Source organism: Streptomyces sp. NPDC021080 (assembly GCF_044333225.1).
Classification (GTDB): domain Bacteria; phylum Actinomycetota; class Actinomycetes; order Streptomycetales; family Streptomycetaceae; genus Streptomyces.
This window is the reverse complement of sequence record NZ_JBIRQM010000018.1, coordinates 1-25,696: the sequence shown is the minus strand read 5'-3', so window position 1 is coordinate 25,696 and position 25,696 is coordinate 1. Positions and strand designations below refer to the sequence as shown.

27 protein-coding genes are annotated in these 25,696 nt (G+C 70.8%); 17 read left to right on the top strand and 10 right to left on the bottom strand.

Annotation, left to right across the window (positions count from 1 at the left end):
• Nucleotides 1-110 precede the first annotated feature (110 nt).
• The 3 genes from fabG to ACH4S8_RS35535 all read left to right on the top strand — a co-directional run bounded on the left by fabG (nt 111) and on the right by ACH4S8_RS35535 (nt 2,129).
• On the top strand, nt 111-815 hold the full coding sequence (gene fabG, locus ACH4S8_RS35545; RefSeq protein ID WP_398401626.1) for a 3-oxoacyl-[acyl-carrier-protein] reductase: 705 nt from the start codon (nt 111-113) through the stop codon (nt 813-815).
• A 5-nt stretch (nt 816-820) separates the two neighbouring features.
• Entirely contained in the window at nt 821-1,588 is a 768-nt protein-coding gene (gene fabI, locus ACH4S8_RS35540; RefSeq protein ID WP_037623747.1) for an enoyl-ACP reductase FabI, read from the top strand.
• 157 nt (nt 1,589-1,745) lie between these two features.
• Nucleotides 1,746-2,129, top strand: coding sequence for a hypothetical protein (locus ACH4S8_RS35535; RefSeq protein WP_398401624.1), 384 nt, complete (start codon nt 1,746-1,748; stop codon nt 2,127-2,129).
• Nucleotides 2,130-2,153: 24 nt separating this feature from the next.
• Here the strand turns inward: ACH4S8_RS35535 and ACH4S8_RS35530 are convergent, their stop codons facing one another.
• Nucleotides 2,154-2,846: a FadR/GntR family transcriptional regulator gene (locus ACH4S8_RS35530; RefSeq protein ID WP_398401622.1), complete on the bottom strand. Its 693-nt coding sequence runs from the start codon at nt 2,844-2,846 to the stop codon at nt 2,154-2,156.
• A gap of 100 nt (nt 2,847-2,946) precedes the next feature.
• Between ACH4S8_RS35530 and ACH4S8_RS35525 the strand changes: the two genes are divergently transcribed.
• The 4 genes from ACH4S8_RS35525 to ACH4S8_RS35510 all read left to right on the top strand — a co-directional run bounded on the left by ACH4S8_RS35525 (nt 2,947) and on the right by ACH4S8_RS35510 (nt 5,728).
• Nucleotides 2,947-4,326: a CynX/NimT family MFS transporter gene (locus tag ACH4S8_RS35525; RefSeq protein ID WP_398401620.1), complete on the top strand. Its 1,380-nt coding sequence runs from the start codon at nt 2,947-2,949 to the stop codon at nt 4,324-4,326.
• Nucleotides 4,327-4,373: 47 nt separating this feature from the next.
• A complete protein-coding gene (locus ACH4S8_RS35520) occupies nt 4,374-4,490 on the top strand; it encodes an SGM_5486 family transporter-associated protein (protein ID WP_107065829.1) in 117 nt (38 codons plus the stop codon).
• A gap of 347 nt (nt 4,491-4,837) precedes the next feature.
• Nucleotides 4,838-5,053: a hypothetical protein gene (locus ACH4S8_RS35515; protein WP_398401617.1), complete on the top strand. Its 216-nt coding sequence runs from the start codon at nt 4,838-4,840 to the stop codon at nt 5,051-5,053.
• A gap of 156 nt (nt 5,054-5,209) precedes the next feature.
• Nucleotides 5,210-5,728 (top strand): SixA phosphatase family protein, encoded by a 519-nt coding sequence (locus tag ACH4S8_RS35510; protein WP_398401615.1) that lies wholly within the window; start codon nt 5,210-5,212, stop codon nt 5,726-5,728.
• A 72-nt stretch (nt 5,729-5,800) separates the two neighbouring features.
• On the opposite strand, the gene serB is transcribed toward ACH4S8_RS35510, so the two are convergent.
• Both serB and ACH4S8_RS35500 read right to left on the bottom strand, forming a co-directional pair.
• Nucleotides 5,801-7,018, bottom strand: a complete 1,218-nt coding sequence (gene serB, locus ACH4S8_RS35505; protein ID WP_398401613.1) for a phosphoserine phosphatase SerB — start codon at nt 7,016-7,018, stop codon at nt 5,801-5,803.
• Nucleotides 7,019-7,560: 542 nt separating this feature from the next.
• On the bottom strand, nt 7,561-9,411 hold the full coding sequence (locus tag ACH4S8_RS35500) for a streptophobe family protein (RefSeq protein ID WP_398401611.1): 1,851 nt from the start codon (nt 9,409-9,411) through the stop codon (nt 7,561-7,563).
• Nucleotides 9,412-9,649: 238 nt separating this feature from the next.
• Here ACH4S8_RS35500 and ACH4S8_RS35495 point away from each other — a divergent pair, with 238 nt between their 5' ends.
• Complete coding sequence (locus ACH4S8_RS35495; protein WP_398401609.1) at nt 9,650-12,133, top strand: FHA domain-containing protein; 2,484 nt, start codon at nt 9,650-9,652, stop codon at nt 12,131-12,133.
• Between the two features lie 82 nt (nt 12,134-12,215).
• On the opposite strand, the gene ACH4S8_RS35490 is transcribed toward ACH4S8_RS35495, so the two are convergent.
• The 3 genes from ACH4S8_RS35490 to ACH4S8_RS35480 all read right to left on the bottom strand — a co-directional run bounded on the left by ACH4S8_RS35490 (nt 12,216) and on the right by ACH4S8_RS35480 (nt 15,100).
• Nucleotides 12,216-12,989 (bottom strand): transglycosylase SLT domain-containing protein, encoded by a 774-nt coding sequence (locus ACH4S8_RS35490; RefSeq protein WP_398401607.1) that lies wholly within the window; start codon nt 12,987-12,989, stop codon nt 12,216-12,218.
• A gap of 291 nt (nt 12,990-13,280) precedes the next feature.
• The gene (locus tag ACH4S8_RS35485) at nt 13,281-14,408 is read right to left on the bottom strand and encodes an S-adenosylmethionine:tRNA ribosyltransferase-isomerase (protein WP_398401605.1); all 1,128 of its coding nucleotides are present in this window, start codon (nt 14,406-14,408) and stop codon (nt 13,281-13,283) included.
• On the bottom strand, nt 14,405-15,100 hold the full coding sequence (locus ACH4S8_RS35480) for an SDR family NAD(P)-dependent oxidoreductase (protein ID WP_398401603.1): 696 nt from the start codon (nt 15,098-15,100) through the stop codon (nt 14,405-14,407). The genes ACH4S8_RS35485 and ACH4S8_RS35480 overlap by 4 nt, the downstream gene beginning before the upstream one ends.
• Before the next feature lie 183 nt (nt 15,101-15,283).
• Here ACH4S8_RS35480 and ACH4S8_RS35475 point away from each other — a divergent pair, with 183 nt between their 5' ends.
• The 4 genes from ACH4S8_RS35475 to ACH4S8_RS35460 all read left to right on the top strand — a co-directional run bounded on the left by ACH4S8_RS35475 (nt 15,284) and on the right by ACH4S8_RS35460 (nt 17,912).
• The gene (locus ACH4S8_RS35475) at nt 15,284-16,450 is read left to right on the top strand and encodes a GAF domain-containing sensor histidine kinase (RefSeq protein WP_398401601.1); all 1,167 of its coding nucleotides are present in this window, start codon (nt 15,284-15,286) and stop codon (nt 16,448-16,450) included.
• A complete protein-coding gene (locus tag ACH4S8_RS35470) occupies nt 16,443-17,084 on the top strand; it encodes a response regulator (RefSeq protein WP_398401599.1) in 642 nt (213 codons plus the stop codon). The genes ACH4S8_RS35475 and ACH4S8_RS35470 overlap by 8 nt, the downstream gene beginning before the upstream one ends.
• A gap of 145 nt (nt 17,085-17,229) precedes the next feature.
• Entirely contained in the window at nt 17,230-17,475 is a 246-nt protein-coding gene (locus ACH4S8_RS35465) for a chaplin (RefSeq protein WP_328668069.1), read from the top strand.
• A gap of 197 nt (nt 17,476-17,672) precedes the next feature.
• The gene (locus ACH4S8_RS35460) at nt 17,673-17,912 is read left to right on the top strand and encodes a chaplin (protein ID WP_398401597.1); all 240 of its coding nucleotides are present in this window, start codon (nt 17,673-17,675) and stop codon (nt 17,910-17,912) included.
• 653 nt (nt 17,913-18,565) lie between these two features.
• Here ACH4S8_RS35460 and ACH4S8_RS35455 read toward each other — a convergent pair.
• Nucleotides 18,566-19,354 carry a hypothetical protein gene (locus ACH4S8_RS35455; protein ID WP_398401595.1) on the bottom strand — a complete coding sequence of 263 codons (789 nt, stop codon included), beginning with the start codon at nt 19,352-19,354 and terminating at the stop codon, nt 18,566-18,568.
• A gap of 121 nt (nt 19,355-19,475) precedes the next feature.
• Between ACH4S8_RS35455 and ACH4S8_RS35450 the strand changes: the two genes are divergently transcribed.
• From ACH4S8_RS35450 to ACH4S8_RS35440, 3 genes are all read left to right on the top strand, one after another.
• Entirely contained in the window at nt 19,476-20,267 is a 792-nt protein-coding gene (locus ACH4S8_RS35450) for an ABC transporter ATP-binding protein (RefSeq protein WP_398401593.1), read from the top strand.
• Nucleotides 20,268-20,364: 97 nt separating this feature from the next.
• A complete protein-coding gene (locus ACH4S8_RS35445; protein ID WP_398401591.1) occupies nt 20,365-20,799 on the top strand; it encodes an NfeD family protein in 435 nt (144 codons plus the stop codon).
• Nucleotides 20,800-20,929: 130 nt separating this feature from the next.
• Nucleotides 20,930-21,889, top strand: a complete 960-nt coding sequence (locus ACH4S8_RS35440) for an SPFH domain-containing protein (protein ID WP_398401589.1) — start codon at nt 20,930-20,932, stop codon at nt 21,887-21,889.
• Nucleotides 21,890-21,958: 69 nt separating this feature from the next.
• On the opposite strand, the gene ACH4S8_RS35435 is transcribed toward ACH4S8_RS35440, so the two are convergent.
• From ACH4S8_RS35435 to ACH4S8_RS35425, 3 genes are all read right to left on the bottom strand, one after another.
• The gene (locus ACH4S8_RS35435) at nt 21,959-22,465 is read right to left on the bottom strand and encodes an HNH endonuclease (RefSeq protein WP_261703218.1); all 507 of its coding nucleotides are present in this window, start codon (nt 22,463-22,465) and stop codon (nt 21,959-21,961) included.
• Between the two features lie 145 nt (nt 22,466-22,610).
• Nucleotides 22,611-23,150 carry a YbhB/YbcL family Raf kinase inhibitor-like protein gene (locus tag ACH4S8_RS35430; RefSeq protein WP_398401587.1) on the bottom strand — a complete coding sequence of 180 codons (540 nt, stop codon included), beginning with the start codon at nt 23,148-23,150 and terminating at the stop codon, nt 22,611-22,613.
• Nucleotides 23,151-23,188: 38 nt separating this feature from the next.
• Nucleotides 23,189-23,974 (bottom strand): sporulation protein, encoded by a 786-nt coding sequence (locus ACH4S8_RS35425; RefSeq protein WP_398401585.1) that lies wholly within the window; start codon nt 23,972-23,974, stop codon nt 23,189-23,191.
• 216 nt (nt 23,975-24,190) lie between these two features.
• On the opposite strand from ACH4S8_RS35425, the gene ACH4S8_RS35420 reads away from it, so the two are divergent.
• Nucleotides 24,191-24,361, top strand: coding sequence for a 3-methyladenine DNA glycosylase (locus tag ACH4S8_RS35420; RefSeq protein WP_398401583.1), 171 nt, complete (start codon nt 24,191-24,193; stop codon nt 24,359-24,361).
• Complete coding sequence (locus ACH4S8_RS35415; protein ID WP_398401581.1) at nt 24,358-24,969, top strand: DNA-3-methyladenine glycosylase; 612 nt, start codon at nt 24,358-24,360, stop codon at nt 24,967-24,969. The genes ACH4S8_RS35420 and ACH4S8_RS35415 overlap by 4 nt, the downstream gene beginning before the upstream one ends.
• Nucleotides 24,970-25,696: the final 727 nt, after the last annotated feature.

Sequence of the window (25,696 nt, the reverse complement as noted above, 5' to 3'; positions counted from 1 at the left end):
GTGCGCCACTGTCGGTGCCCGATTCCCTCGGAGGCCCGGCGGACCGATAGGTTTTCGAGGAAGGCGCCTGTACTGCAGGGGTTTCAGTCCGCTAACGAAAGGGTGATCCGTTGAGCCGCTCGGTTCTCGTCACCGGAGGCAACCGGGGCATCGGCCTCGCCATCGCCCGAGCATTCGCCGACGCAGGCGACAAGGTCGCGATCACGTACCGGTCCGGTGAGCCGCCGGCCGGCTTCCTGGCGGTCAAGTGCGACATCACCGACACCGAGCAGGTGGAGCAGGCCTACAAGGAGATCGAGGCCGCGCACGGCCCGGTCGAGGTCCTGATCGCCAACGCCGGCGTCACCAAGGACCAGCTGCTGATGCGCATGTCCGAGGAGGACTTCACCTCGGTCATCGACACGAACCTCACCGGCACCTTCCGCGTCGTCAAGCGCGCCAACCGCGGCATGCTGCGGGCCAAGAAGGGCCGCGTCGTGCTGATCTCCTCGGTCGTCGGGCTGCTCGGCTCGGCGGGACAGGCGAACTACGCCGCGTCCAAGGCCGCCCTTGTCGGCTTCGCACGCTCGCTCGCCCGCGAGCTCGGCTCGCGCAACCTCACCTTCAACGTCGTCGCGCCCGGCTTCGTCGACACCGACATGACGCAGGCGCTCACCGAGGAGCAGCGCGCGAACATCGTGTCGCAGGTGCCGCTGGGCCGTTACGCGCAGCCCGAGGAGATCGCCGCGACGGTGCGGTTCCTCGCCTCGGACGACGCCTCGTACATCACTGGAGCCGTCATCCCGGTTGACGGCGGACTGGGAATGGGTCACTGATCACCATGAGCGGAATTCTCGAGGGCAAGCGCGTCCTGATCACCGGTGTGCTGATGGAGTCCTCCATCGCCTTCCACACCGCCAAGCTGGCCCAGGAGCAGGGTGCCGAGATCATCCTGACCGCGTTCCCGCGGCCCACGCTGACCGAGCGCATCGCCAAGAAGCTGCCGAAGCCCACCAAGGTCATCGAGCTCGACGTCACGAACGAGGAGCACCTGGGGCGGCTCGCCGATGTCGTCGGCGAGGAGCTCGGCGGCCTCGACGGCGTCGTGCACTCCATCGGCTTCGCGCCGCAGGACGCCCTCGGCGGCAACTTCCTGAACACGCCGTTCGAGTCGGTCGCCACGGCCATGCACGTCTCGGCGTTCTCCCTGAAGTCGCTGACGATGGCCTGCCTGCCGCTGATGCAGAACGGCGGCTCCGTCGTCGGCCTCACCTTCGACGCGCAGTACGCCTGGCCGCAGTACGACTGGATGGGCCCGGCCAAGGCCGCCCTGGAGGCCACCAGCCGCTACATGGCCCGAGACCTGGGCAAGCAGAACATCCGCTGCAACCTCATCTCCGCCGGTCCGATCGGCTCCATGGCCGCCAAGTCCATCCCGGGCTTCGGCGAGCTGGCCTCCGTGTGGGACACCCGCGCCCCGCTGGAGTGGGACCTGAAGGACCCGGAGCCCGCCGGCAAGGGCGTCGTCGCCCTCCTGAGCGACTGGTTCCCGAAGACCACGGGCGAGATCATCCACGTGGACGGCGGCCTGCACGCCATCGGCGCGTAACGCTCGACGCCGCTTTCGACGCCCCGTTCCCCGCAGCGCGCGGGGAGCGGGGCGTCGCCCGTTCGGCCCAGTCGGCCGGGCGGCCCGGACCCCGCGCACGGCACGCTGTGAGTACGCACCGCCCGCCCCGCAGCCGTACGGCCGAGGAGGTCCCCTTGTGCGCCTGTCCCGCCGCTTTGCTCCGGTGTTCGCCGCTGTCGCCCTGGTCATGGCCGTTCCGCACGACGCGATGCCGCACCCGCGCACGGAGGGCGTGAGCGGAGGCTCCCGGCCGGCCGGGAGCGACACGGCGCGGCTGCCCGCCGTACCCCAGCCGTTCGGCGCAGAGTGCCGGACCACGGTCACCGGCTCCCATGTCACCGCGTACTGCCACAACCCCTATGTGGGCACCGACCGCGTCGCTCTGCACGTCGAATGCGCCCGCTGGTGGGACATCGACAGCGACAGCGCCCCGATCGAGGTCGGACCGGCGATGACGGTCCGGCTGACCGGCCGCTGCTGGAAGGAGGTCCGCGCGGCCTGGATCACCCACGAGGAGTGAGGTCCGCGGCCCGGGCCGCGGACCTCACTCCTGCTCCCGGCCGGTCCCCGGCCCGGGCCGGCACTGGAAGGGATAGCTCGCCGCCTCCGCGGCCGCCGCGTCCGCGTCGCCCGCCCTGATCGCGTCGACGAGCAGGGCATGGTCCATGTACGACTCCGGCGTCAGCTCCTTGCCGACGTCCACGCGCAGCCAGTCGCGCAGCACCTCGCCCAGGTCCGCGTACATCGCCGTCATGACGTCGTTGCGGGACGCGGCCACCACCGCCAGGTGGAAGGTCGCGTCGGCGGTCACGAAGGCCTCCGCGTCGCCCGACTCCCAGGCCTCCTCCCGGCGGACGAGGAGCGCCTCCAACTGCTTGAGATCACGCTCGGTGCGCCGCTCGGCGGCCAGTCGCGCGGCGCTCGACTCCAGCGTGGACCGCAGCTCGGCGATGTGCCGCGGGTCGGCGTCCGCGAACCGGCGGTGCATCACGCCCGCCAGCTCGCTGGTCGCCACGACGTACGTTCCCGACCCCTGCCGGATGTCCAGCAGCCCGTTGTGGGCGAGCGCCCGGACCGCCTCGCGCACGGTGTTGCGGGCGACGCCGAGCTGGTCGACGAGTTCCGGCTCGGTGGGGATCCGGGAGCCCACCGGCCACTCGCCCGAGGTGATCTGGTTCCGCAGCTCGGCGATGACCTGCTCGGACAGGGCCGAACGGCGGGGATGGCTCAGCGGCATGACGGTCCTTCGTACGGGCCCGGGTGTGATCGTTCGCGCGGGGCCGGAGATTCCGGAGATTAACGCAGCAGGATTGGACAGCCAATCATCCCATGATTCTATGATGGGGCTCATGGCTCCCGAGGAAACCCGCACGCCGACGCCGTCCTTGCCGGCAGACCGCTCCACCGGGAGCACGGCACCCGAAACGCCCGCCACGCGCGCGTGGACGACCCGGCTCGTGGTCGCCGGCATCGTCCTGGCCGCCCTCAACCTGCGCCCGGCCATCACCAGCCTCGGCGCCCTCCTCGAAGAGGTGCGCGACGGCCTGGGCATGAGCGGCAGCGTCGCCGGACTGCTCACCTCCGTACCGCCCCTGTGCTTCGCCGTCTTCGGCGTGACGGCACCGCGGCTCGCCCGCCGCTTCGGGCCCGCCGCCGTCGTCTGCGCGGGCATGGCGGCCATCACGGCGGGCCTGGCCGTGCGCCCGTACATCGGCGGTACGGCCGGTTTCCTGGCCGCCAGCGCGCTCGCCCTCATGGGCATCGCCGTCAGCAACGTCCTGATGCCCGTGATCGTCAAGCGCTGGTTCCCCGACAAGGTCGGCTCGATGACGGGCCTCTACTCGATGGCCCTCGCACTCGGCACGTCGGCCGCCGCCGCGGCGACCGTCCCCATGACCGACGCCCTGGGCGGCGACTGGCGTTCCGGCCTCGTGGTGTGGGCGGGCCTCGCGGCGGCCGCCGTCCTGCCGTGGGTCCTGCTGGTACGCGTGCGAGGAGCCGGCGACCGTGAACCGGCCGCGTCCGGCACGCCCCGCACCGGCGACCGCGTGCCCCCCGCCACGGCAGCCCCCGCCGGTGCCCCGGAGCCGTTCGCCGCCGCCGTCACCCGTCACGAACGCGACGGCGACGGCCTGCGCATCACCCGCAGCCGTACCGCCTGGGCCCTCGCCTTCTTCTTCGGCCTCCAGGCCACCGCCGCCTACATCACGATGGGCTGGATGGCACAGATCTTCCGCGACGCGGGCGTCGCCGCCGGCACCGCGGGACTGCTCCTCGCCGTCACCATGGTGATGGGCGTGCCGCTGGCCTTCGTCATCCCGCGCCTCGCCACCCGCCTGCCCCGGCAAGGGCCCATCGTGGTCGTCCTCGGCCTGTGCGGACTCGCCGGGTACGCGGGCCTGTATCTGGCCCCGGCGGCGGGTGCCTGGGCCTGGGCCCTGCTGCTCGGCATCTCCAACTGCGCCTTCCCGCTGGCACTGACCATGGTCGGCATGCGGGCCAGGACCGGCGCGGGTGTGGCCAAGCTGTCGGCGTTCGCCCAGAGCACCGGCTATCTGATCTCGATCCCGGGCCCGCTGCTCGTGGGCGTGCTCTACCAGCACGGCGGAGGCTGGGGCCTGCCGCTCGCGCTGATGGCCGGGCTGATGATCCCGCAGATCGGGGTCGGCATCCTGGCGGGCCGCGACCGTACGGTGGAGGACGAGGCCGCCGGGTGACGGGCCCCGGCGGCGGCACGGCGGACGGGGGATGCGAGACTGGCCGCATGCCTGTGCTCGACCCGAACCCCCAGAACGGCCAGAAGAAGCTGCTGATCGTGCTCGGCGCGATGCTGGCCATCACGGTGATCATCGGCATCATCGCGTCCGTGGCGTCCCCGTGACCGATGAGGCCGCGCGCCCGTCCCCGTGACCGGCGAAGCCCGCGCCTGCCCTCCCGTGTCCCCGTGACCGGCGAAGCCCCGCACCCGAGAGCGGCACGCCGACCACCCTTCCACCGCGTGGTGCCCACCGTGCGTTCCCCACCCCGTACGCCCCTCCAGGACCCGCAGTCCACGGCGTCGGCGGGCCTTCGGGCCCGGAGGTGGGGATAACCCCCCATCCCCTAGGGGGTGAGTGTCAGGGTCAAGTGGGTGGATCACCGGATGGGCCGAGGGCGGCGGATTCCGTAGCTTCGAATCGTGACCGCGACCCGCGGTCCGGGGACCACTCGAAGACCCACGGAGGCGGCATGTCGGCCCCTACGCACACCCGGCCCCACCCGGCGACCACGGGCCGCGTCGACATCCGGCTGCCCTGGTGGGCCCTCGCCCTGCCCACGCTGGCCTTCGTCACCCTGCTGCTCATGATCCTCAACCCGGCGGACGCACACGCGGCGACCGGCGATCCGGCGATCACCCATGTGCTCGAGCGCGTCCAGCAAGTGGTCCTGCACAACGCCCCGTGACCCGCGGAGCCCGACCCGCCGCCGCACACCCGGGAGCCCGGCCCCACACCCCCGAGGCGGACGCCATCACCCCTGACGGGGCAGGGCGTCACCCCCGTCGGGGGACCGCATCAACTCCCTGCGCCCCATGGCATGTTTCGTGCGAAGCTGGGACGCATGAGCGTCGCAGAACCCCGCAGGATCGTCCTCTTCCGGCATGCGAAAGCCGACTGGCCACAGATGTCCGACCATGAGCGGCCGCTCGCCGACCGGGGCCGCATGGACGCCGCCGTCGCCGGACGCAGGCTGGCCGACAGTGGCATCCCCCTGGACCTGGCCCTCTGCTCCACCGCGATCCGGACCCGAGAGACATGGAAGCACGCTGTCCAGGAACTCCCGCACCGGCCGAAAACGGTCTACGAGGAGCGGATCTACGAAGCCTCGCCCGGCGAGCTGATCGCCCTGCTCAACGAAATCCCGGACGACGCGCACAGCGTGATCCTGATCGGTCACAACCCGGGCGTGCACGGCCTGACCGAAGTTCTGGCGGGCAGCGCCGAGGGCGACACCCGGTCCCGGATGAACGCCCACGGCTTCCACACCGCCGCCTTCGCGGTCCTCTCCTTCGACGGCCCCTGGAAGTCCCTGGAGCCCGGAACGGCCGACCTGACCGACTACTGGGCGCCGACCGAGTGAACCCGCTCCGACGACGGACGGGGGCCCGGCACCGTGGCGGTGCCGGGCCCCCGTCCGTCACGGGACCGTCCCTCAGCGGGGGCCGTCGTCCTCGTGCATGTCGGCGGCCTCGACCTCTTCACGGGTGACGCCCAGCAGATAGAGGACCGTGTCCAGGAACGGGAAGTTCACCGCGGTGTGCGCGGCCTGCCGTACGACCGGCTTGGCGTTGAAGGCGACCCCGAGGCCGGCGGCGTTCAGCATGTCGAGGTCGTTGGCGCCGTCGCCGATCGCCACGGTCTGGGCCAGCGGAACCCCGGCCTCGGCGGCGAACCGGCGCAGCAGCCGCGCCTTGCCCGCCCGGTCCACGATCTCGCCGGTGACCCGGCCGGTCAGCTTCCCGTCGACGATCTCCAGCGTGTTGGCCTGGGCGAAGTCGAGCCCGAGCCGCTCCTTCAGATCGTCGGTGACCTGGGTGAACCCGCCGGAGACGACACCGACTTGGAAGCCGAGCCGCTTCAGCGTACGGATCAGGGTCCGCGCGCCCGGCGTCAGCCGCACCTCCTCGCGCACCTTGTGCACCACCGACGCGTCCAGCCCTTCGAGGAGCGCCACACGCGCGTGCAGGGACTGCTCGAAGTCCAGCTCACCGCGCATCGCGGCCGCCGTGACCTCCGCGACCTCGGCCTCGCACCCGGCGTGCGCGGCGAAGAGCTCGATCACCTCGTCCTGGATGAGCGTGGAGTCCACGTCCATCACGACCAGACGCTGGGCCCGCCGGTGCAGGCCCGCGGCCACGACCGCGATGTCGACACCGAGTGCCGAGGCCTCGGTCACCAGCGCGGTGCGCAGCTCCTCGGTCTCCGTACCGGACACCGCGAACTCGACCGCGGTCACCGGGTACTTGGCCAGGCGGAAGATGCGGTCGATGTTGCCGCCGGTCTTGGTGATCCGCGCGGCGATGGCGGCCGTCGACTCCGCGGTGAGGGGATGTCCGAGCACCGTGACCAGCGAACGTCCCAGGCCGCGCGGACGGTTGTCGCCGAGGCCGGAGATGATCTCCGCCTGCATCTTCATCGATTCCGCCCAGCTGTGGACGGTCGACCGAAGATCACCTTCGAGGCCTGCGGGCGGCTCGGTCACGAGCGCGCACAGCACCATCCGGCCGCGGGTGACGACCTGCTCGATGTCGACCACGTCGACGGAGTAGGCGGCGAGGGTGTCGAAGAGTCCGGCGGTGATGCCCGGCCGGTCCTTGCCGAAGATCTTGACAAGAAGAGTGGGCACATCAGGGGTATGTGAAGCGCTCATGGTATTTCCCACCGTATCCGGCACCCAGTGCCTCCCGCCCGCCCGGTCCGCCTGGCGGACACGGAACACTGGGTGACGCCCCGGGGACCCGGAGGTGACGAACGTCCACCCCACCGGCCGGGGACGGCCACCACCCCCGCACCGCACCCTTCGGTTCGCCCCCGCCCACGTGCCGCGCACGCCCCCAACCTGCTCTTCGCCCCCTCCGCCCCTACCCTCCCCCAAGGTCTCGGCTTCGCTCGACCAGGGGGGACCCCCATCACCCCTGGGGCTCCGCCCCAGCCCCCGCTCCTCGAACGCCGGAGGGGTCGAAAATTGCACCCGCAGCCGGGATCCGGCGAAGGCGGCTGACCGGCCACCCCGATGCACCCGCGGTCGGGCACGCGCGGGAGGGGCCGTGCCGGTACATCAGATGCCCGCAGGCCGGACGGATCGGAACCCGCGTCCATGTCTCGACGCCGGTGGGATCCGTTCGGATGCGGGCGGATGTACCGGCACGGCCCCGACTCACCCACCGGCAGGAACCGAACCGCACTGCACCCTCAGCGCCGAGGCCGACGCGGAGAAGGCGGCCCCTCGCCCGGCGAGGGCGGAACCGGCGGCGGGGGAGGAGGCAACGGCGGCGGCCCGTCCGGCCTCCGCTTCGACGACGGCCCGATCGGCCCCACCATGGTGGGAGCCCCGTACACATCACCCGGGGCCCCAGGACGAGCCCCACCCGGCCCCGCCCTCCGGTCCTCCGGCTCGCGCACCTCGTCCGGCACCTTCAGATACGGATTGGTGTCAGGATTCGGCGCCCGGTACGACCCCCGAGGCCGATACGGCCCGGCCGCCCCACCGTCACCGGCCCCACCGTCACCGGCCCCAACCCCCACATGAGCCCCCGGCCCCGAACCCCGCACGTCACCCCGTGCCACTCCAGCAGCCCCCACCCCCGCACCGCCCACCCCCACACGGCCCGCCCCCGCAACCCGCACCCCCGCAGCCCCGCAGACCCAAGCCAGCAGTGCCCCCACACCCCCGGCCCCCACCCCCCACAGCGCACCCAGCACCAGCGCCACCCCCAGGCGCCCCCGCAACTCGATCCCCGCTCCGAACGCGTCGAATCCGAGCACGGACAGCGAGGCGTCCACCGACACCTCCGTCAGCCACGCGAGCAGCGGCAGGGCCAGCGCGGTCACAACCCCCAGCCGAAGCGCGCAGCGCCCGGCGAACCGCAGAGCACTGTCGCCCCGTACGTCCGGGGCCCCCGGCACTCCGCCTGCCGCTGCACTCCCACCCCGTACGAATGGCGTACGCGCGGCCGTCAGGACACCCGCGTACAGCATCATCAGGGCGGCGGCGAGCGCCAACAGCCATACACGGCCGTCGAGTTCGGCGAGCCGCCCGAGGGTGACGGGCCGGGAGGCGTCGACGGTCAGCAGCTTGTCGAGGGGGTCGGGCAGCAGTTTGGCGAGCTCTCCGGTGGCCTTGCCGTCCCAGGGGACGAAGAGCCCGAGCGGGACGGCGAGCCACACCCCGTTGGGCGCGCCGAGCAGCGCCGCGCCCGCGATCCGCTTCGGGTGGGCGTCACCGACCGACGCGTACGCGGCCGCCGCGAACCCGGCGAGAACGGCGACCAGCAGGACGGCGACGAGCGAGGAGACGGCGGGGCGGACCGCGCGGTGCACGGCGTCCCAGCCGTGCGGCAACGGCGTGCGCCGGGAGGCCAGCAGCGCGATGAGCAGGACCGAGGCGGCCCACGCGGCTCCGCCGAGCAGGGTCGGCACGGTGTCGACGGAGAACCCCACGGCGGCCTTCGCCTTCACCAGGTTTCCGATCTTGTCGGGCAGCAGCCCGCCGAGGTCCCCGAGACCGCCCGGGAGTTTGTCCGTGATGGAACCGAGCCCGCCGCCACCGCCCGTGCCCTTGCCGAGCCCCAGCTTGTCGCCGTCGATCGTGATGACGTCGTGTCCGGCCCAGGCGAGCCCGCCCAGTGTCGCCACGAACAGGCCGACGACCGCGCCTGCCCGCGCCAGGAGTTCGGCCGGCGTGACGGCAACTCCCGCCCCGCGCAGGGAGCGTAGAAAGAACCACGACAGCAGCAGGGCGCCGACCAGGGAGACACCCAGCGGCGTGATCTGGATGGCGGTGTGCGCCTGGGCTCCCTGCAGCCCGAAGGCGGAGACGTTGCCGGACGGTGTCACCGAGCCGCCCGCCCCGAGAGCCACGACGGCGGCGGTCATGGGGCCGAGCGAGGCCGCCGCGTCCGCCCCGAGCAGGTGCAGACCGAGCGCGGCGGTACCCGCCATCCCGATCAACGCCCAGCTCACGGAGGCGATCGCGGACAACAGCACATCCCCCCACGGCACGCTCCCGGTGCCGCCGCCGTGGTGCGTGGTCCCGATGCTCATCGCCAGACCCCCCGATCCGCGCCGCGGTGTTCCCGCGAATGTCCCCCTCGTGTGGGATTACCACTCTCCGGGCCGTTTTCAACCCCGTCAACGGATGCGGACAACCCGCCTGTTGTCATCGTTCACAAGGCCCGACTTTCGGTCAGGGGGCCTGAACTGAAATAGTTCCCCACGATGTTCGACATCCCTAGACTCCCTGTGATGGGGGTAACTCGGGGGACAACTCAGTGGGGCTGGAGTGCCGGAACTCGTACTGGAATTGAATGGACGGACCTGGACGCTCGACGCGTCCAGGCCTCACACCCTCGGACGTGATCCGCAGGGGGACATCGTGCTCGATGACGCCAGGGTCTCCTGGCGCCACGCCACGATCAGCTGGAACGGCCGCAGTTGGGTCATCGACGACCATGGGAGCACCAACGGCACGTTCGTACAGGGTCAGCGGATCCACCAGTTGGAGATCGGTCCCGGTTCGGCCGTGCATCTCGGGAACGCGACCGACGGTCCGCGTCTGAGCGTGGCCGGTGCCGCGGCCCCGGTGGCGCAGCAGCCGTACGCGGCGCAGGGCGCCGGCCCCGGCTGGGCCCAGCCGCCGACGCCGCAGGCGTCGGAGACCCCGCAGGGCGCGCAGCATTCGGGCGGCATTCCGCAGCAGCAGGGACCCGGTGGCGGCGCGGGGGCACCGCCGGTCTACGGCGATCGCAGCCCGACGACGTTCCACCAGTTCTCGCTGGGCCGCGTGATGCGGATCGGCCGTGCGCTGGAGAACGAGCTGGTGGTCTCCGACCTCCAGGTCTCGCGCCACCACGCCGAGTTCCACGCGACGCCGGACGGCCGGTTCGAGATCCGCGATCTCGGCTCGCACAACGGCACGTACGTCAACGGTATGCCGATCGCCAAGGGCGGCTCCGCGCTGCTCGGCCCGCACGACATCGTCGGTGTCGGTCACTCGACGTTCCGCCTGGTCGGCGACCGGCTCGAGGAGTTCGTCGACACCGGTGAGGTCTCGTTCTCGGCCCGCCACCTGACGGTCACCGTCGACGGCGGCAAGCAGATCCTCAAGGACGTCTCCTTCGGCGTGCCCGAGAAGTCGCTCGTCGCGGTCATCGGCCCGTCGGGTTCCGGCAAGTCGACGCTCCTGAAGGCGCTCACGGGCTACCGCCCCGCCAACCAGGGCGACGTCCTCTACGACAACCGCAACCTCTACAAGCAGTTCGCCGAGCTGCGCCAGCGCATCGGTCTGGTCCCGCAGGACGACATCCTGCACAAGGAGCTGACCGTCAAGAAGGCCCTCAAGTACGCGGCCAAGCTGCGCTTCCCCGCCGACACCACGGGCGAGGAGCGCGATGCGCGGATAGACGAGGTGCTGCGCGAGCTGAAGCTGGACATCCACAAGGAGAAGAAGGTCACCTCCCTCTCCGGTGGCCAGCGCAAGCGCGTCTCGGTGGCTCTGGAGCTGCTCACCAAGCCGTCGCTGATCTTCCTGGACGAGCCGACCTCCGGCCTCGACCCGGGCATGGACCGCGACGTCATGCAGCTGCTGCGCGGCCTCGCCGACGACGGCCGTACGGTCCTGGTCGTCACGCACTCGGTGGCGGAGCTCGCGATCTGCGACAAGCTCCTCGTGATGGCGCCCGGCGGCGCCGTCGCCTACTTCGGTCCGCCGGAGGAGGCGCTGAACTTCTTCGGCTACGAGACCTGGGCCGACGTGTTCTCCGCGTTCGAGAACTACCGCGACTACGACTGGGCGGGCCGCTGGAAGGGCTCGCAGCACTACCAGATGTACGCGGCGGACATCGACGCGGTGGCTCCGCAGTCGACGCAGATGCCGCCCCCGCAGGCGATGAAGCCGCCGAAGCCGCAGGGCTGGGGTTCCCAGCTCGTCACTCTCATCCGGCGGTACGTGTCGGTCATCGCGTCCGACAAGGGCTTCCTCGCGCTGACGGTGATCCTGCCGGCGGTGCTCGGCGCGGTGAGCCTGCTCATCGATCCGGACAAGACGCTGCTGGTCAACCCGGTGAACCCGAGGAGCGGGGTACACGTCCCGAACGGCACCGCCACGACCGTGCTGCTGATCCTCGCGGTCGGCGCCTGCTTCGCGGGTGCCGCCAACTCGGTCCGTGAGCTGATCAAGGAGCGGGTGATCTACGAGCGGGAGCGGGCGACGGGCCTGTCGCGCTCGGCGTACCTGATGTCCAAGGTGATCGTCCTCGGCGTGATCACCATGCTGCAGGGCGCGCTGGTCGGTGCCATCGGCTTCGGCAGCCGCGAGGTCCCCTCCGAGGGACTGATCCTCAAGAGCCTGCCCAAGGTCGAGCTCACGCTGCCGATCATGGCTCTGGGCTTCGTGTCGATGATGTTCGGCCTGATCATCTCTTCGCTGGTGAAGACCGCGGAGAAGACCATGCCGCTCCTGGTCATGTTCGCGATCGTCCAGGTGGTCTTCACCGGCTGTCTGTTCATCCTGAACGGCACGGTGGGTGTCAACCAGTTCTCGTACCTGATGCCGGCCCGCTGGGCGGTGGCCGCGTCCGGGGCGACGCTGGACCTGAACAACATCTTCCCGAACCAGGACGATCCGACGAGCACGGACCCGCTGTGGAACCACACGGCCGGGGCCTGGACCGTAGACATGATCGCGCTGGTCGTCCTCGGTGTCGTCTGCGGCATCTTCGTGGCCCGCTTCCTGCGCCGCCACGAGCCCGAGGTCATGCGCAAGTAGACGCCCGGGAACGACGCGAGGGCGGCACCCCCGACCGGGGTGCCGCCCTTCGGCGTCTGTGTGGGAACTCCGCGCTGAGTCCTCAGTACGCGCTGTTCACGTTGTCCATGGAACCGTACTTGTCGGCCGCGTAGTTGGCGGCGGCGGTGATGTTGGCGACGGGGTTGTAGATGTCCCACGAGGTGCCGGCCACGTGGTAGGCCTTGAACGTCGGCGGGATGACCTGGAGCAGGCCCTTCGAGGGGATGCCGTTGATGGCGTTGATGTCCCAGTCGTTGATGGCCATCGGGTTGCCCGAGGACTCACGCATGATGTTCTTGTGCAGCCCGTGGTAGGTGCCCGGGATGCCGTGCGCCTTCATGATGTCGAGGGACTGGCGGATCCAGCCGTCGAGGTTGTTGGCGTACGTCTTCGCGGCGACGGTCTGCATCTTGATGCGCTGCGTGGAGCGGCTCGCGGCGGCGGCCTTGGCGCGCGACGCGGCGGCCTTCTTCTTCGCGGCGGCCTGGGCGGCGGCCTTCTTCTTGGCGGCGGCCGCCGCGTTGGCGGCCTTCTTCTTCGCCGCGGCCTTCGCCGCAGCCGCGGAGTCCGCCGCCTTGTGCTCGGCGGCGATCGTCTGCGCCTTCAGCTCGGCGCCGCTGGTACCGGCGACGCCGGCCTCGACGCCCTTGATCTGCTGCCCGGTGTAGGCGACCGGCGCCGCGTTGGCGGCGGCGTCGGTGGTGGTGTGGGAGCCGCCGGGCGCGAGGGAGAACGCGAGGGTGGCGGCACCGAGGGTGGCCACACCGGCGACCGAGAGCTTGTGGACCTTCGTCAGCTTCGGACTACGACCACGAGCGGCAATGTTCTTGAGCATGACTGATAGACCTCTTCGAATAGCGCGGAGGTCGCTCTTCGTCCCGGTGGGGGACTGTGTTTCCGGAACAAACGCCTCGGGGGAGAACCCGAGGCGCTGAGCGACATGAGCAATTCTTAGCGGTCGCAAAATGCTCTGGCAAAGGTGTGACCTACGAAGTCAGGCAGTAGACACAGATGGGGCAAATCGGGGCAGACTGGCACGTCTTCCCTGGTCATCTTGTCCCTTTTATCTCCTATGCACCTTCGTACGTGACCTGGACCCTATGCGAGGGCTCACAGGGGCCCTTGATCATTCTGACGTGGAGTTGCTGACGCAATGCTCAGAGTGAGGTTCGTTCCCGGGGAGGATGAGGTGCACGTCGCCGAACTCGTGCCAGAGGTAGCGCCTGCGCAGGGCCTCGGCGTAGCCCCGGTCCACCGCCGCCTCTCCCGCGACCGCCTCCAGCATCAGCAGATGCGAGGCCTCCGGTTCGTGCAGCCCGGTCAGCAGTCCGTCGACGGCCCGCACACCCCGCTCCGGCGTCACCACGAGTCCGGTCCATCCCTTCGCCGCCGCGACCAGCCCGTCCTCCCCGGCCGCGGACTCCACGGCCCGCACCGCCGTCGTACCGACCGCGACGATCCGGCCTCCGCCGGCCCGCGCCGCGTTGATGAGCCGGGCCGACACCGCCGGAACCTCGTACCGCTCCGGGCAAGGAGGCTCGTGCGCCTCGGCCGAGGCCACCCCCGTGTGCAGGGTGACCGGCGCGAACTGCACACCCCGGCTCACCAGCTCCGCCACCAGGCGCGGGGTGAAGGGGCGCGCCGCGCTCGGCATCTCCGCGCTCCCCGCCCCGTCGTCCGACGGCAGCGCGAACACCGTCTGGTACACCGACAGCGGCTGGTCCCGCTCGGTGTAGGAGTAGCGGATGGGCCGCCCGTACCGCCGCAGCAGCCCCGGCACGTCCGCGTCCGGCGCCCGCCCCCACCACAGCCGGGGCCCCCGCGGGGTCAGCGGCTCCTCCAGGACGAGGCGCACGTCACCGGGCAGGCGCACCACCACCCCCGCGGGTCCGCCCGCGCGCGCGCGCGTGGTTCCCCTTCCGTCGGGGTCCCGCAGCTCGACCGCCCACCGGCCGTCGTCCCCGTGCGTGGAGAAGTGCACCACCACGCGCGCGTGCCCGATCCGTCCGTCCACGGCCGCCGCCAGCGTGGGTGAGGTGTTCACGATCAGCAGGTCCCCGGCCTTCAGCAGCCGGGGCAGCTCCACGAACGCGTGATGCGACACCTCGGTCCCGCGCGACACCAGCAGCCGTACGGAATCCCGGTCCCGGCCGGGACCGCGCTGTTCGGCGGGCACCCGTGCCGACAGCTCCTCCGGAACGCTTCCCCACTCCCTGCGGCGCCCGGCCCGGGAAACCCCCGTCGCCGTGGTCACCGCTCCTCCAGCAGGTCCGAAGCCGTGTAGCGCCCGCCGGCCGGCCGCTCGTCGAGCAGCCGCAGGAAGGCCGAAGCCGCGTGGTCCGGCGCCGGCCGCGGACCGTCGTCCTCCGGTACGGCCGCCGTATAGAGGTCCGTCGCCATGTCCCCCGGGTCCACCGCCCACACCCGCAGACCGGGCTCCTCCTCACCGAGCACCGCCGAGAGCTGGTCGAGCGCGGCTTTCGAGGCCCCGTAGCCGCCCCAGGTCTCGTACGCCTCGGCGGCGGCGTCCGAACTGACGCAGACGACCGCGCCCGCCCGGGCCGCCCTCAGCAGCGGCAGCGCCTCCTGAACCAGACCCAGTGCGGCGACCACATTGACCTCCAGGGCCCGCCGCAGACCCTCCAGCCCCAGCTCCTCCAGGCGCACCAGCGGCTCCGCGCCCAACGCGCTCGCGTTGTTCACGAGCAGATCGACACCACCCAGCTTCCGGGCCGCCGCCACCAGCTCCGCACGATGCCCGGCGTCCGTCACGTCCCCGGGCAGCGCCTCCACCCGTGTCCCGTACGCGGAGAGTGCCGCCGCGGTCTCCTCCAGCACCCCGGCCGTCCTGGCGTCGAGCACCAGATCCCAGCCGCGCCCGGCCAGCGCCGCGCCGAGTGCCCTCCCCAGTCCCTTCGAGGCCCCTGTGATGATCGCTACCGGCATGACAACCGTCCCCTCGCTCGGACCGCCTTCCCGGCGGCTGCCCTCACCGTAGGAACGCGGCCCGCCCGGGCGCCTCGTGCGCGGGCCGCAATGATCAGGGGCCCTTCGTCCTAGGCCCAATGGCCCGGCGAGCGGGGCCGGCGGCCGATACGCGCTGTCACACCCCACCGGTAGTTTGGGTCCATGAGTCACGGACCCCGGTCGGGCCTGTACGCGGTGAGCTCCGCGCTGCTGGCCATGAGCAGGCATCTCGAAGTGCGCGACGTCCTCAAGACGATCGTCGCTTCGGCCCGCGAACTGCTCGACGCGCAGTACGCGGCCCTGGGCGTGCCCGACGACCACGGAGGCTTCGCCCAGTTCGTCGTCGACGGGGTCAGCGACGCGCAGTGGAAGGCCATCGGACCGCTCCCGCGCCAGCACGGCATCCTCGCCGCGATGCTGCGCGAGGCCCGACCCGAGCGCCTGGCCGACGTGCGCACGGACCCCCGCTTCGAGGGCTGGCCCGCGGCCCACCCCGACATGTCCGACTTCCTCGGCCTGCCCATCCGCGACGGCGACGAGATCATCGGCGCCCTCTTCCTCGCGAACAAGATGCGGCCCGAGGGGGAACCGCCGTGTCCCCGGCCGGACGGTCGCTGCGGCTTCACCGAGGACGACGAGGAACTCCTCACCATCCTCGCCCAGCACGCGGCGATCGCCCTGACCAACGCCCGGCTCTACGAACGCAGCCGCGAACTCACCATCGCCGAGGAACGCTCCCGGCTCGCGCACGAACTGCACGACGCCGTCAGCCAGAAGCTGTTCTCCCTGCGCCTGACCGCGCAGGCCGCCGCCACCCTCGTCGACCGCGACCCCTCCCGCGCCAAGGGCGAACTCCAGCACGTGGCCGCGCTCGCCGCGGAGGCCACCGAGGAACTGCGCGCCGCCGTCGTCGAGTTGCGCCCCGCGGCCCTCGACGAGGACGGTCTCGTCGCCACCCTGCGCACCCAGATCCAGGTCCTCGACCGCGCCCACTCCGCGCGCGTGACCTTCTCCAGCCACGGCGTACGGGCCCTGCCCGCCTCCCAGGAGGAGGCCGTGCTGCGGGTCTCCCAGGAGGCCCTGCACAACGCGCTGCGGCACTCCGGCGCCACCCGCGTCGACGTCACCCTGGACCGGCGCGGCCCCGGCGCCGTCCTGCACGTCCGCGACGACGGCGGCGGCTTCGACCCCACCGCGATACGCAGCGCCGGCCGCCATCTCGGCCTGGTGTCCATGCGGGACCGGGCGAGCGGGGTCGGCGGCACACTCACCGTGGAGTCGGCGCCCGGGAAGGGCACCGTGATCGAGATGGAGGTCCCTGGTGGCTGACGCAATCAAGGTGCTGCTCGTCGACGACCACCAGGTCGTCCGCCGGGGACTGCGTACCTTCCTCGAGGTGCAGGACGACATCGAGGTCGTCGGCGAGGCGTCCGACGGGTCCGAAGGCGTCGCCCGCGCCGAGGAACTGAAGCCGGACATCGTCCTCATGGACGTCAAGATGCCGGGGATGGACGGCATCGACGCGCTGCGCAAGCTCCGCGAACTCGCCAACCCCGCCCGCGTGCTGATCGTCACCAGCTTCACCGAGCAGCGCACGGTGGTGCCGGCACTGCGCGCGGGCGCCGCCGGGTACGTCTACAAGGACGTGGACCCGGACGCGCTGGCCGGAGCCATCCGTTCGGTCCACGCGGGGCACGTCGTCCTGCAGTCCGAGGTGGCGAACGCCCTGTTGTCCCAGGAAGAGGCCAACTCGGTCCAGTCGAGAGGCGTTTCGCTCACGGAACGGGAGCGGGAGGTGCTCGGCCTGATCGCGGACGGACGGTCCAACCGGGAGATCGCCCGCGCCCTCGTCCTGTCCGAGAAGACGGTGAAGACCCACGTCTCGAACATCCTGATGAAGCTCGACCTCGCCGACCGCACCCAGGCTGCCCTCTGGGCCGTACGGCACGGGATCGCGGACTGACCGTCAACTCGGAGGGTTCGACTCCGGGATGAGATTCATACCGTCGTGTGTATGTCACCCGGATGGCGCATCCTTCGGGGGACCGGGCCGTTCTCCAGTGCGCCGCGGCGGTCCGCCGCGGTGTTCGCGAGGAGGGGTTTCGCAAGTGAAGAACCTGAAGAAGTTCACGGCTGTCGCGATGGTGGCGGGCGGCCTCGTCGCCGCCGGCGCGGGGATGGCCTCGGCGGCGGACGGCGCGTCGGCGGGCGGCAAGGCCGTGGGCTCCCCGGGCGTCGTCTCCGGCAACCTCGTCCAGGCCCCGGTCGACGTCCCGGTGAACGTGGTCGGCAACAGCGTGAACGTCATCGGCGCCCTGAACCCGGCCTTCGGCAACCTCGGCCTCAACCACTGAGGTCCCCGTCGCGGCGATCGCGACCACCGGCCCTCCAGGGAGTTTCCGGGGGGCCGGTCGGCTTGTCGGATCGTCCGCGGACTGAACCGGACGGGGCAATCGGTACGGCCTCCCCGTGCCGTCCACGGCTCCCCGGCGTTGCTCAGCGTGCGACCCGCGGCAGGGTCGGATCCGTGAACGCAGGAGGAACACTTTCCATGAACATCGCCAAGAAGGCCGCCCTGGCCGTCACCGTCGCCGGAATCGCCGCGGGCGCTTGTGCCGGTGCAGCTGTCGCCGACTCGGGCGCCGAAGGCGCGGCGGCGCACTCGCCGGGCGTCGGCTCGGGCAACGTCGCGCAGATCCCCGTCCACGTCCCCGTCAACGTCGTGGGCAACACCGCCAACCTCGCCGGCCTTCTGAACCCGACGTTCGGCAACACGGGCGTCAACGGCTGAGCCACCCCACCCGGAAGGGCCCCGCGAACGGAAACGTTTCGCGGGGCCCTTCCGCATTTCCCGGCACCGCCCGCCTGCCCCGAACGCTCCCGAGGCCGGAGCGCCCCCCAGCCCAAGCGTTTTCGCCCCCTCCGCCCCTACCCGACCCGAATCCCGGGGCTCCGCCCCGGACCCCGCTCCTCAAACGCCGGAGGGGCTGAACTTTCCCCGGCCGGGACTGAGACGCGCGCGACCGGAAGGCCGCGAGAGGGCCATGACACCGACCACGACCCACCCGCAGCCAGACATGCATCCACGTGCCGGGGGCCGCCCTCTCCGCCACCACCGAATCACCCACAGCCGGGCACGCATCCACGTGTCAGGGGCCGCCTTCTCCGCGACCACCGAATCACCCACAGCCGGGTACGCACCCATGTGCCGGGGGCCGCCCTCTCCGCCACCACCGATGCACCCGCAGCCGGGTACGCGCGGGAGGGGCCGTGCCGGTACATCACATGCCCGTCGCCACCGACGGTCACCTCTCGTCCAACGGCGACGGGCGGATGTACCGGCACGGCCCCGACCCACCCACCGGACCCGAACCGGACCGAACCCGGTGACGCCGGCGCGAGCGCCCCCGCGCCCCGCGTAACCTCAGTGCACCCCGCGCAACCTCAGCGCGTCCCGCGTTCGCGTTCCTCCACGAACGCGTTGTACGCGGCCACCTGCGCCCGCCGGGCCGTCCGCTCCACCGGCCGCAGGGCCTCGGCCCGAGCGGCCATCTCCGACGCGCTCACCGCGCCGCCGTGCCCGCTCTCGTACGCCACCGAGATCAGCGTCCCGACCCGCTGAGCCAGCTCCAGCACGCGTACCGCGCGCGGCGGGTACCCGGGAGCCAGCACCTCCCGCCCCCGCTCCGCCCGCGCCCGGTACGCGTCGATCGCCGCCGCCGCGACCGGCCCCGACCCGGCGACGTCCAGCCGTGACAGCACCTGTGTCGCCTCGTGGAGCGCCTCCGCCAGCTCCCGCTCGGCCTCCCCGAGCGAGGGCACGTCGGCGGGCGGCGCCTCGCGCACGGCGAGGCAGTGCCAGACGACCTCGACGTGGACATCACCGGCGGGTCCGGCCTCGTGCACCTCGGGCACGAGCCCCAGCGCCGCGCCGTGGCACACCACGGCCTCCTCGGCGTCGAGGGCGCGCGCGTTGAACTCGGGCGGCCCGCTGAGCCCGAGCGGATGCCCGGGCGCGGGCAGCGCGACCCGCAGTCCGGTCACCCCGAGTCTGCGCAGTCGGCCGAGGGCGAGCGTCAGCCCGACGGGCCCCGACTCGCCGGGCAACCCCTCGACCCGGTGCACCGCGTCGTCCCCGACGACGGCGAGCACGGCGTCATCCGGAGAAACAAGTCCGGCCAATAGGGCATTTCCCCATGCTGCCAGCTGTCCTGAGCGTGGTTCCGAGAGCATGCCCCCACCCTAAGGACCGGCCGATGGGTCGGTGTGGCCGACCGGTGGCGTAGGTTTTCCCTGGGGGCTTCGTCCACAGACGTAAGCGACGACCAAGACTGCAATGGGAGACAACGCGCTCATGAGCGATGTGCTGGAACTGGTGGACGTATCAGTGGTCCGCGAGGGCCGGGCTCTGGTGGACCAGGTCTCCTGGTCGGTCAAGGAGGGGGAGCGCTGGGTCATCCTCGGCCCCAACGGCGCCGGGAAGACGACCCTCCTGAACGTCGCCTCCAGCTACCTCTTCCCCAGTGCGGGCACCGCCACGATCCTCGGTGAGACCCTCGGCCACGTCGACGTCTTCGAGCTGCGCCCGCGGATCGGCATCGCCGGTATCGCGATGGCCGAGAAGCTCCCCAAGGGCCAGACCGTCCTGCAGACGGTCCTCACCGCCGCGTACGGCATGACCGCCGGCTGGCACGAGGACTACGAGGACATCGACGAGCAGCGCGCCCGCGCCTTCCTCGACCGCCTCGGCATGAGCGACTACCTGGAGCGCAGGTTCGGCACCCTCTCCGAGGGCGAGCGCAAGCGCACCCTGATCGCCCGCGCCCTGATGACCGACCCCGAGCTGCTGCTCCTCGACGAGCCCGCGGCCGGCCTCGACCTCGGCGGCCGCGAGGACCTCGTACGCCGCCTCGGCCGGCTCGCCCGCGACCCGATCGCCCCTTCCATGATCATGGTCACGCACCACGTCGAGGAGATCGCCCCCGGCTTCACCCACGTCCTGATGATCCGCCAGGGCAAGGTGCTCGCCGCCGGCCCGCTCGAGCTCGAGCTCACCTCGCGCAACCTCTCCCTCTGCTTCGGCCTCCCCCTCGTCGTCGAGCAGGTCGGCGACCGCTGGACCGCGCAGGGCCTCCCGATGGCCTGAAACCGGCACGGCGCGCGGACGCACCCCCGTCACCCGGCGTACCCGACTTGATCGCGCGCTCTGTCCGCCGGGGGGAGCGCGGTCCTACCATGACCGTGTGAACGACATCAACGGATGGGTGTGGTGGCTGATCGGGGCGGCCGGACTCGGCATCCCGCTCGTCGTGACCGCGATGCCGGAGTTCGGCATGCTCTCCGTCGGCGCCGTCGCCGCGGCGGTCGCCGCGGGCCTCGGCGGCGGTGTCGTCCTCCAGGTGCTCGTCTTCGCGGTCGTGTCGGTCGCGCTCATCGCCGTCGTACGCCCCATCGCGGCCCGGCACCGTGCCCAACGCCCCGAACTCGCCACCGGAATAGAGGCGTTGAAGGGCAAGCAGGCCATCGTCCTTGAGCGCGTGGACAGTTCGGGCGGCGGCCGCATCAAGCTCGGCGGAGAGATCTGGTCCGCGCGCGCCCTCGACGGCGCACAGGCCTACGAGGTGGGCCAGGAAGTGGATGTCGTGGACATCGACGGAGCCACGGCGATCGTGATGTGACCTCGTACAACGCAAGTGAACCGAACGCCCCACGTGGCAGGCGACGTTCTGTCAGACTCGTCCAGCAAGATCTTCAACACCCATAAGATCTTTCGGAATTGCCGAGTGGAGAAGGGTACGGGGAGCATCGATGGAACCGATCATCATCGTCCTGATCATTCTGGTGGTGCTGGTCTTCATCGCCCTGATCAAGACCATCCAGGTCATCCCGCAGGCCAGCGCGGCCATCGTCGAGCGGTTCGGCCGCTACACGCGCACGCTGAACGCCGGCCTCAACATCGTCGTCCCGTTCATAGACTCGATCCGCAACCGCATCGACCTGCGTGAACAGGTCGTACCGTTCCCGCCGCAGCCGGTGATCACCCAGGACAACCTGGTCGTCAACATCGACACGGTCATCTACTACCAGGTCACCGACGCGCGAGCCGCGACGTACGAGGTCGCCAGCTACATCCAGGCGATCGAGCAGCTCACCGTCACCACACTGCGCAACATCATCGGCGGCATGGACCTGGAGCGGACCCTGACCTCCCGCGAGGAGATCAACGCGGCCCTGCGCGGAGTCCTCGACGAGGCCACCGGCAAGTGGGGCATCCGCGTCAACCGCGTCGAGCTCAAGGCGATCGAACCGCCCACCTCCATCCAGGACTCGATGGAGAAGCAGATGCGCGCCGACCGCGACAAGCGCGCCGCGATCCTCACGGCCGAAGGCATCCGCCAGTCCCAGATCCTCACCGCCGAGGGCGAGAAGCAGTCCGCGATCCTGCGCGCCGAGGGTGAGGCCAAGGCCGCGGCCCTGCGCGCCGAGGGCGAGGCCCAGGCCGTCCGTACGGTCTTCGAGGCCATCCACGCCGGAGACCCGGACCAGAAGCTCCTGTCGTACCAGTACCTCCAGATGCTCCCGAAGATCGCCGAGGGCGACGCCAACAAGCTCTGGATCGTGCCCAGCGAGATCGGCGACGCACTCAAGGGCCTCAGCGGAGCCATGGGCAACTTCGGCGGCCTGGGCGGCGGTTCGGGCAACGGCGGTTCCTCGGGAGGCTCCGGCGGCGGCAACCAGCGCCGCGAGAAGCCGTCCATCACGGACTGAGGCCTGGATCGAAGGCGTACGACGATGGGGCCCGTCTCCCACGGGAGACGGGCCCCATCGTCGTACGGACTACGCGGCCGGCTGGGCCAGCCACTCCGGCAGCGCGTCGAAGTCGTCCTGGCCGAGCGCGAGCAGCATGGCGTCCGCGGGCGTCGGCTCGAACGGCTGCCGCAGCAAGGGCATCTGGGCCTGCTCCGGGGTACGGTCGGCCTTGCGGTGATTGTCCTCGGCGCAGGAGGCCACGGTGTTCAGCCAGGAGTCCTGACCGCCCTGAGCACGCGGTACCACGTGGTCCACGGTCGTGGCCCTGCGCCCGCAGTAGGCGCACCGGTGCCGGTCGCGTACCAGCACACCCCGCCTCGACCACGGTGCTTGTCTTCGGAACGGCACCCGGACGTACCGGCAGAGCCTGATCACCCGGGGCACGGGTATGTCCAGCGCGGCACCGCGCATGCGCAGTTCGGGGTGGGCCTGCTCAACGACGGCCTTGTCCTGCAGCACCAGAACGACGGCTCGGTTCAACGTCACCGTCGACAACGGCTCGAAGCTCGCGTTCAGTACCAGCGTGTCCCGCATCCAGCCCACCTCCTATTGCGCACCGGCCCACCTGCGGCGGGCTGGGATCAACTCTGGCCGGGCACGCCGAGATGGACAACGCAATAAAAAAGTGCCCGCCCCTGATCAATTCCATGACCAGGGGCGGGCAAACGTTCGGCGAACGTCAGTCTGCGGCGGGAGCGGCGTACTCACCGATCAACTGGGCGCGCGCCAGCGTGTGGAACCGCAGATTGAAGCCCACCACGGCGGGCGACACCTCCGCGTCGGGACCGAGCTTCTCCTGGTCCACGGCGTACACCGTGAAGACGTACCGGTGCGCGGGATCCCCGGCCGGCGGCGCGGCGCCGCCGAAGTCCCGGGACCCGTAGTCGTTGCGCACCTGGACGGCGCCGTCGGGCAGACCCTCGAACTTGCCGCTGCCGGCGCCCGTGGGCAGCTCCGTCACCGAGGCCGGGACGTCGAACAGCACCCAGTGCCAGAATCCGCTCCCCGTCGGGGCGTCCGGATCGAAGCACGTCACGGCGAAGCTCTTGGTCTCCGGCGGAAAGCCCTCCCAGCTCAGCTGCGGCGAGGTGTTCCCGGCCGCGTAGACCTGCGCGTCCTTCAGCACCGCGCCCGGCTCGACATCCTCGCTGGCGAGGGTGAACGCCGGCACCGGCGGATGGAAGTCGTGCGGGAGCGGCGGCCTCTTGAGCTCGGTCACGTCAGTACCTCCTGAACGGCGGAATCCGTGCGTCGAGCCTAGAACCAGCTGCGCTTGCTGCCGACCTCCGACAGCCAGTGGTTCAGGTATCCGGCCCAGTCGGTGCCGTGGAAGTCGTGCAGACCCACCTCGAAGGAGCGGTACGAGTCGCTGCCCTCGCTGAAGATGCCCGGCTTCTTGTCCATCTCCAGGATGACGTCCATCGCGCGGTCGTCCGCGACGAAGCTCAGCTCCACCTGGTTCAGCCCGCGGTACTGCGACGGCGGGTAGAACTCGATCTCCTGGTAGAACGGCAGCCGCTGACGGGTGTTCCGGATGTGGCCCTTCTCCATGTCCGCGTTCTTGAAGCGGAAGCCCAGCTGGATGAAGGCGTCGAGAATCGCCTTCTGCGCCGGCAGCGGGTGCACGTTGATCGGGTCGAGGTCTCCCGAGTCGATGGCGCGGGCGATCTCCAGCTCGGTGGTCACACCGATGTTCATCCCGCGCAGGCTCTGCCCGTCGATCATGGTGATCGGCGTCTCCCACGGAATCTCCAGGCCGAACGGGACCGTGTGCACGGCACCCGCCTGCAGGTGGAACGCCCCGCCGAGCCGCAGCTTCGTGAACTCGATGTCCTGCTTGTACTCCTGGTCGTCGTGGCCCTCGACCTCGACCCTGGCCTGCAGGCCGACCGACAGACCCTCGATCGCCTGGTCGACCGAACCACCCTGGATCCGCACCTCACCCTGGACGACGCCGCCCGGAACGGTGTTGGCCTCGGTCAGCACCGTCTCCACCGAAGCCCCACCGGCCCCCAGGCTCGCAAGCAGCCGCTTGAACCCCATGTCGTCACTTCCTCCCCAGGCAATGCCTGTTCGTCTCTGCCTGTCTGGATCCCTTGATCCCTACAAACGCGATCCGGCCCCGACCGGTTCCGCGTCCTCACCCTTACAAGGGAGAGGACCCCTGACCACCCCGCGGGCACGCATCCGTCCGGACCGCTCCGAACGGTTCCGGGCTCCACCGCGCGGGTGAGGCCGGAGGGACTACGCTCGTACGCCATGATCGCGGCCCCTGACCGTACGCCCCTGACGCGGGACCTCTTCGACCGCCCTGTCCTGGAGGCCGCCCCCGACCTGCCGGAACGCCTCCTCGCCCGCCTCACCTCGGACGGTCCGCCCGGTCGTGTGCACGTCTACTTCACCTGCACCGTGTCAGGTAGGTCGGCATGAACGTCACGTATCTCGCTCACCCTGCCGAAAAGGTCGCCCCCAAGCTGCTCGGCGCCGTCCTCACCCACGAGACACCCGAGGGAACCGTCAGCATCGCCATCACGGAGACCGAGGCCTATTCCGGTACGGCCGACCCCGCCTCCCACGCCTACCGAGGCAGGACACCCCGGAACGCGGTCATGTTCGGACCTGCGGGACACCTGTACGTCTACCGGTCCCACGGCCTCCACTGGTGCGCCAATATCGTCACCGGAACAGACGGCATCGCCTCGGCCGTGCTCATCCGCGCGGGCAGGGTCGTCCAAGGGGAAGACCTGGCACGCGAGCGGAGAGGCGCGAACGTCGAGAGTCCACGCCTTGCGCGGGGTCCGGGGAACTTCTGCCAGGCGCTCGGCATCACGGCAGAGCACAACGGCACGAACCTGCTGACGAGCGACTCGGTCGCTCTGTCCGAAGGCGAGCCGGTACCCGCCGCCCTCATCCGGGTCGGCCCTCGGGTGGGAGTGAGCAGAGCCCACGACTGGCAGTACCGCTTCTACCTCGCCGGTGATCCGACGGTCTCGGCGTACCGGCTGAGTCCCAGAGCCGAGCAGCCCGGCGGAGCCTGAGCCGCTGGAGTCCCGATCCGGGTCGGCGAGGTCACCGAGGACACGGATCTCGCCCGCAAACGTCGACTCTCGGCCTGATACGACAAGGAACTGGCCAAAGGGCCGGCGTGCCTCGTGACGGCCCTGGGGGTGGACCGGTCGCTCGACGGAGCGGACACCTGCCGCCCCGAGGCTCGCCCCTGACCCTGCTGAGGAGCACTCCCGTGCCCTCCGACCAGGTACGCAACGGTCCGAGTGCCAGGGTGTCCGGCGACGGAGGCGTCCACCCCCGGCGTTTCCGGATCGCCGACGACCCGACAGCGGGTCCTTATAGACCCCCGCGCCCCGCCGCCGTTCAACTTGACGCGCCCCTGGGGGATCCGTAATGTAGCCCGAGCCGCTTGAACCGGTTACGGCGTTCAGCCAGCAGCCGAGAGCGGCCAACCCACTACCTACGACTTCCCCGCAGCGGGGGTTTATTCGGCATGCCTGCATGTCCGAATTCGAACCCGTGGAACTCGATTATGAGTCGCCGAGGGAATCGGCTAACGTAGTGAATGTCGAAAGGCCCGAAACGCGAAAGCGCCGAAAGGCCGGAAGGCAAATCCCGCTGACTGGGAGTCAGGCCCGAAAGGATCTGATAGAGTCGGAGCCGCCGGAAAGGGAAACGCGGAAGCGGGAACCTGGAAAGCACCGAGGAAATCGGATACGGAAACGGTCTGATAGAGTCGGAAACGCAAGACCGAAG

Coding starts and splice junctions, on each gene's coding strand:
- fabI (WP_037623747.1), top strand. CDS start 821: ATGAGCGGAATTCTCGAGGGCAAGCGCGTCCTGATCACCGGTGTGCTG.
- ACH4S8_RS35530 (WP_398401622.1), bottom strand. CDS start 2,846: ATGCCGCTGAGCCATCCCCGCCGTTCGGCCCTGTCCGAGCAGGTCATC.
- ACH4S8_RS35525 (WP_398401620.1), top strand. CDS start 2,947: ATGATGGGGCTCATGGCTCCCGAGGAAACCCGCACGCCGACGCCGTCC.
- ACH4S8_RS35520 (WP_107065829.1), top strand. CDS start 4,374: ATGCCTGTGCTCGACCCGAACCCCCAGAACGGCCAGAAGAAGCTGCTG.
- ACH4S8_RS35515 (WP_398401617.1), top strand. CDS start 4,838: ATGTCGGCCCCTACGCACACCCGGCCCCACCCGGCGACCACGGGCCGC.
- ACH4S8_RS35510 (WP_398401615.1), top strand. CDS start 5,210: ATGAGCGTCGCAGAACCCCGCAGGATCGTCCTCTTCCGGCATGCGAAA.
- serB (WP_398401613.1), bottom strand. CDS start 7,018: ATGAGCGCTTCACATACCCCTGATGTGCCCACTCTTCTTGTCAAGATC.
- ACH4S8_RS35500 (WP_398401611.1), bottom strand. CDS start 9,411: ATGAGCATCGGGACCACGCACCACGGCGGCGGCACCGGGAGCGTGCCG.
- ACH4S8_RS35490 (WP_398401607.1), bottom strand. CDS start 12,989: ATGCTCAAGAACATTGCCGCTCGTGGTCGTAGTCCGAAGCTGACGAAG.
- ACH4S8_RS35480 (WP_398401603.1), bottom strand. CDS start 15,100: ATGCCGGTAGCGATCATCACAGGGGCCTCGAAGGGACTGGGGAGGGCA.
- ACH4S8_RS35475 (WP_398401601.1), top strand. CDS start 15,284: ATGAGTCACGGACCCCGGTCGGGCCTGTACGCGGTGAGCTCCGCGCTG.
- ACH4S8_RS35460 (WP_398401597.1), top strand. CDS start 17,673: ATGAACATCGCCAAGAAGGCCGCCCTGGCCGTCACCGTCGCCGGAATC.
- ACH4S8_RS35455 (WP_398401595.1), bottom strand. CDS start 19,354: ATGCTCTCGGAACCACGCTCAGGACAGCTGGCAGCATGGGGAAATGCC.
- ACH4S8_RS35450 (WP_398401593.1), top strand. CDS start 19,476: ATGAGCGATGTGCTGGAACTGGTGGACGTATCAGTGGTCCGCGAGGGC.
- ACH4S8_RS35440 (WP_398401589.1), top strand. CDS start 20,930: ATGGAACCGATCATCATCGTCCTGATCATTCTGGTGGTGCTGGTCTTC.
- ACH4S8_RS35435 (WP_261703218.1), bottom strand. CDS start 22,465: ATGCGGGACACGCTGGTACTGAACGCGAGCTTCGAGCCGTTGTCGACG.
- ACH4S8_RS35425 (WP_398401585.1), bottom strand. CDS start 23,974: ATGGGGTTCAAGCGGCTGCTTGCGAGCCTGGGGGCCGGTGGGGCTTCG.
- ACH4S8_RS35420 (WP_398401583.1), top strand. CDS start 24,191: ATGATCGCGGCCCCTGACCGTACGCCCCTGACGCGGGACCTCTTCGAC.
- ACH4S8_RS35415 (WP_398401581.1), top strand. CDS start 24,358: ATGAACGTCACGTATCTCGCTCACCCTGCCGAAAAGGTCGCCCCCAAG.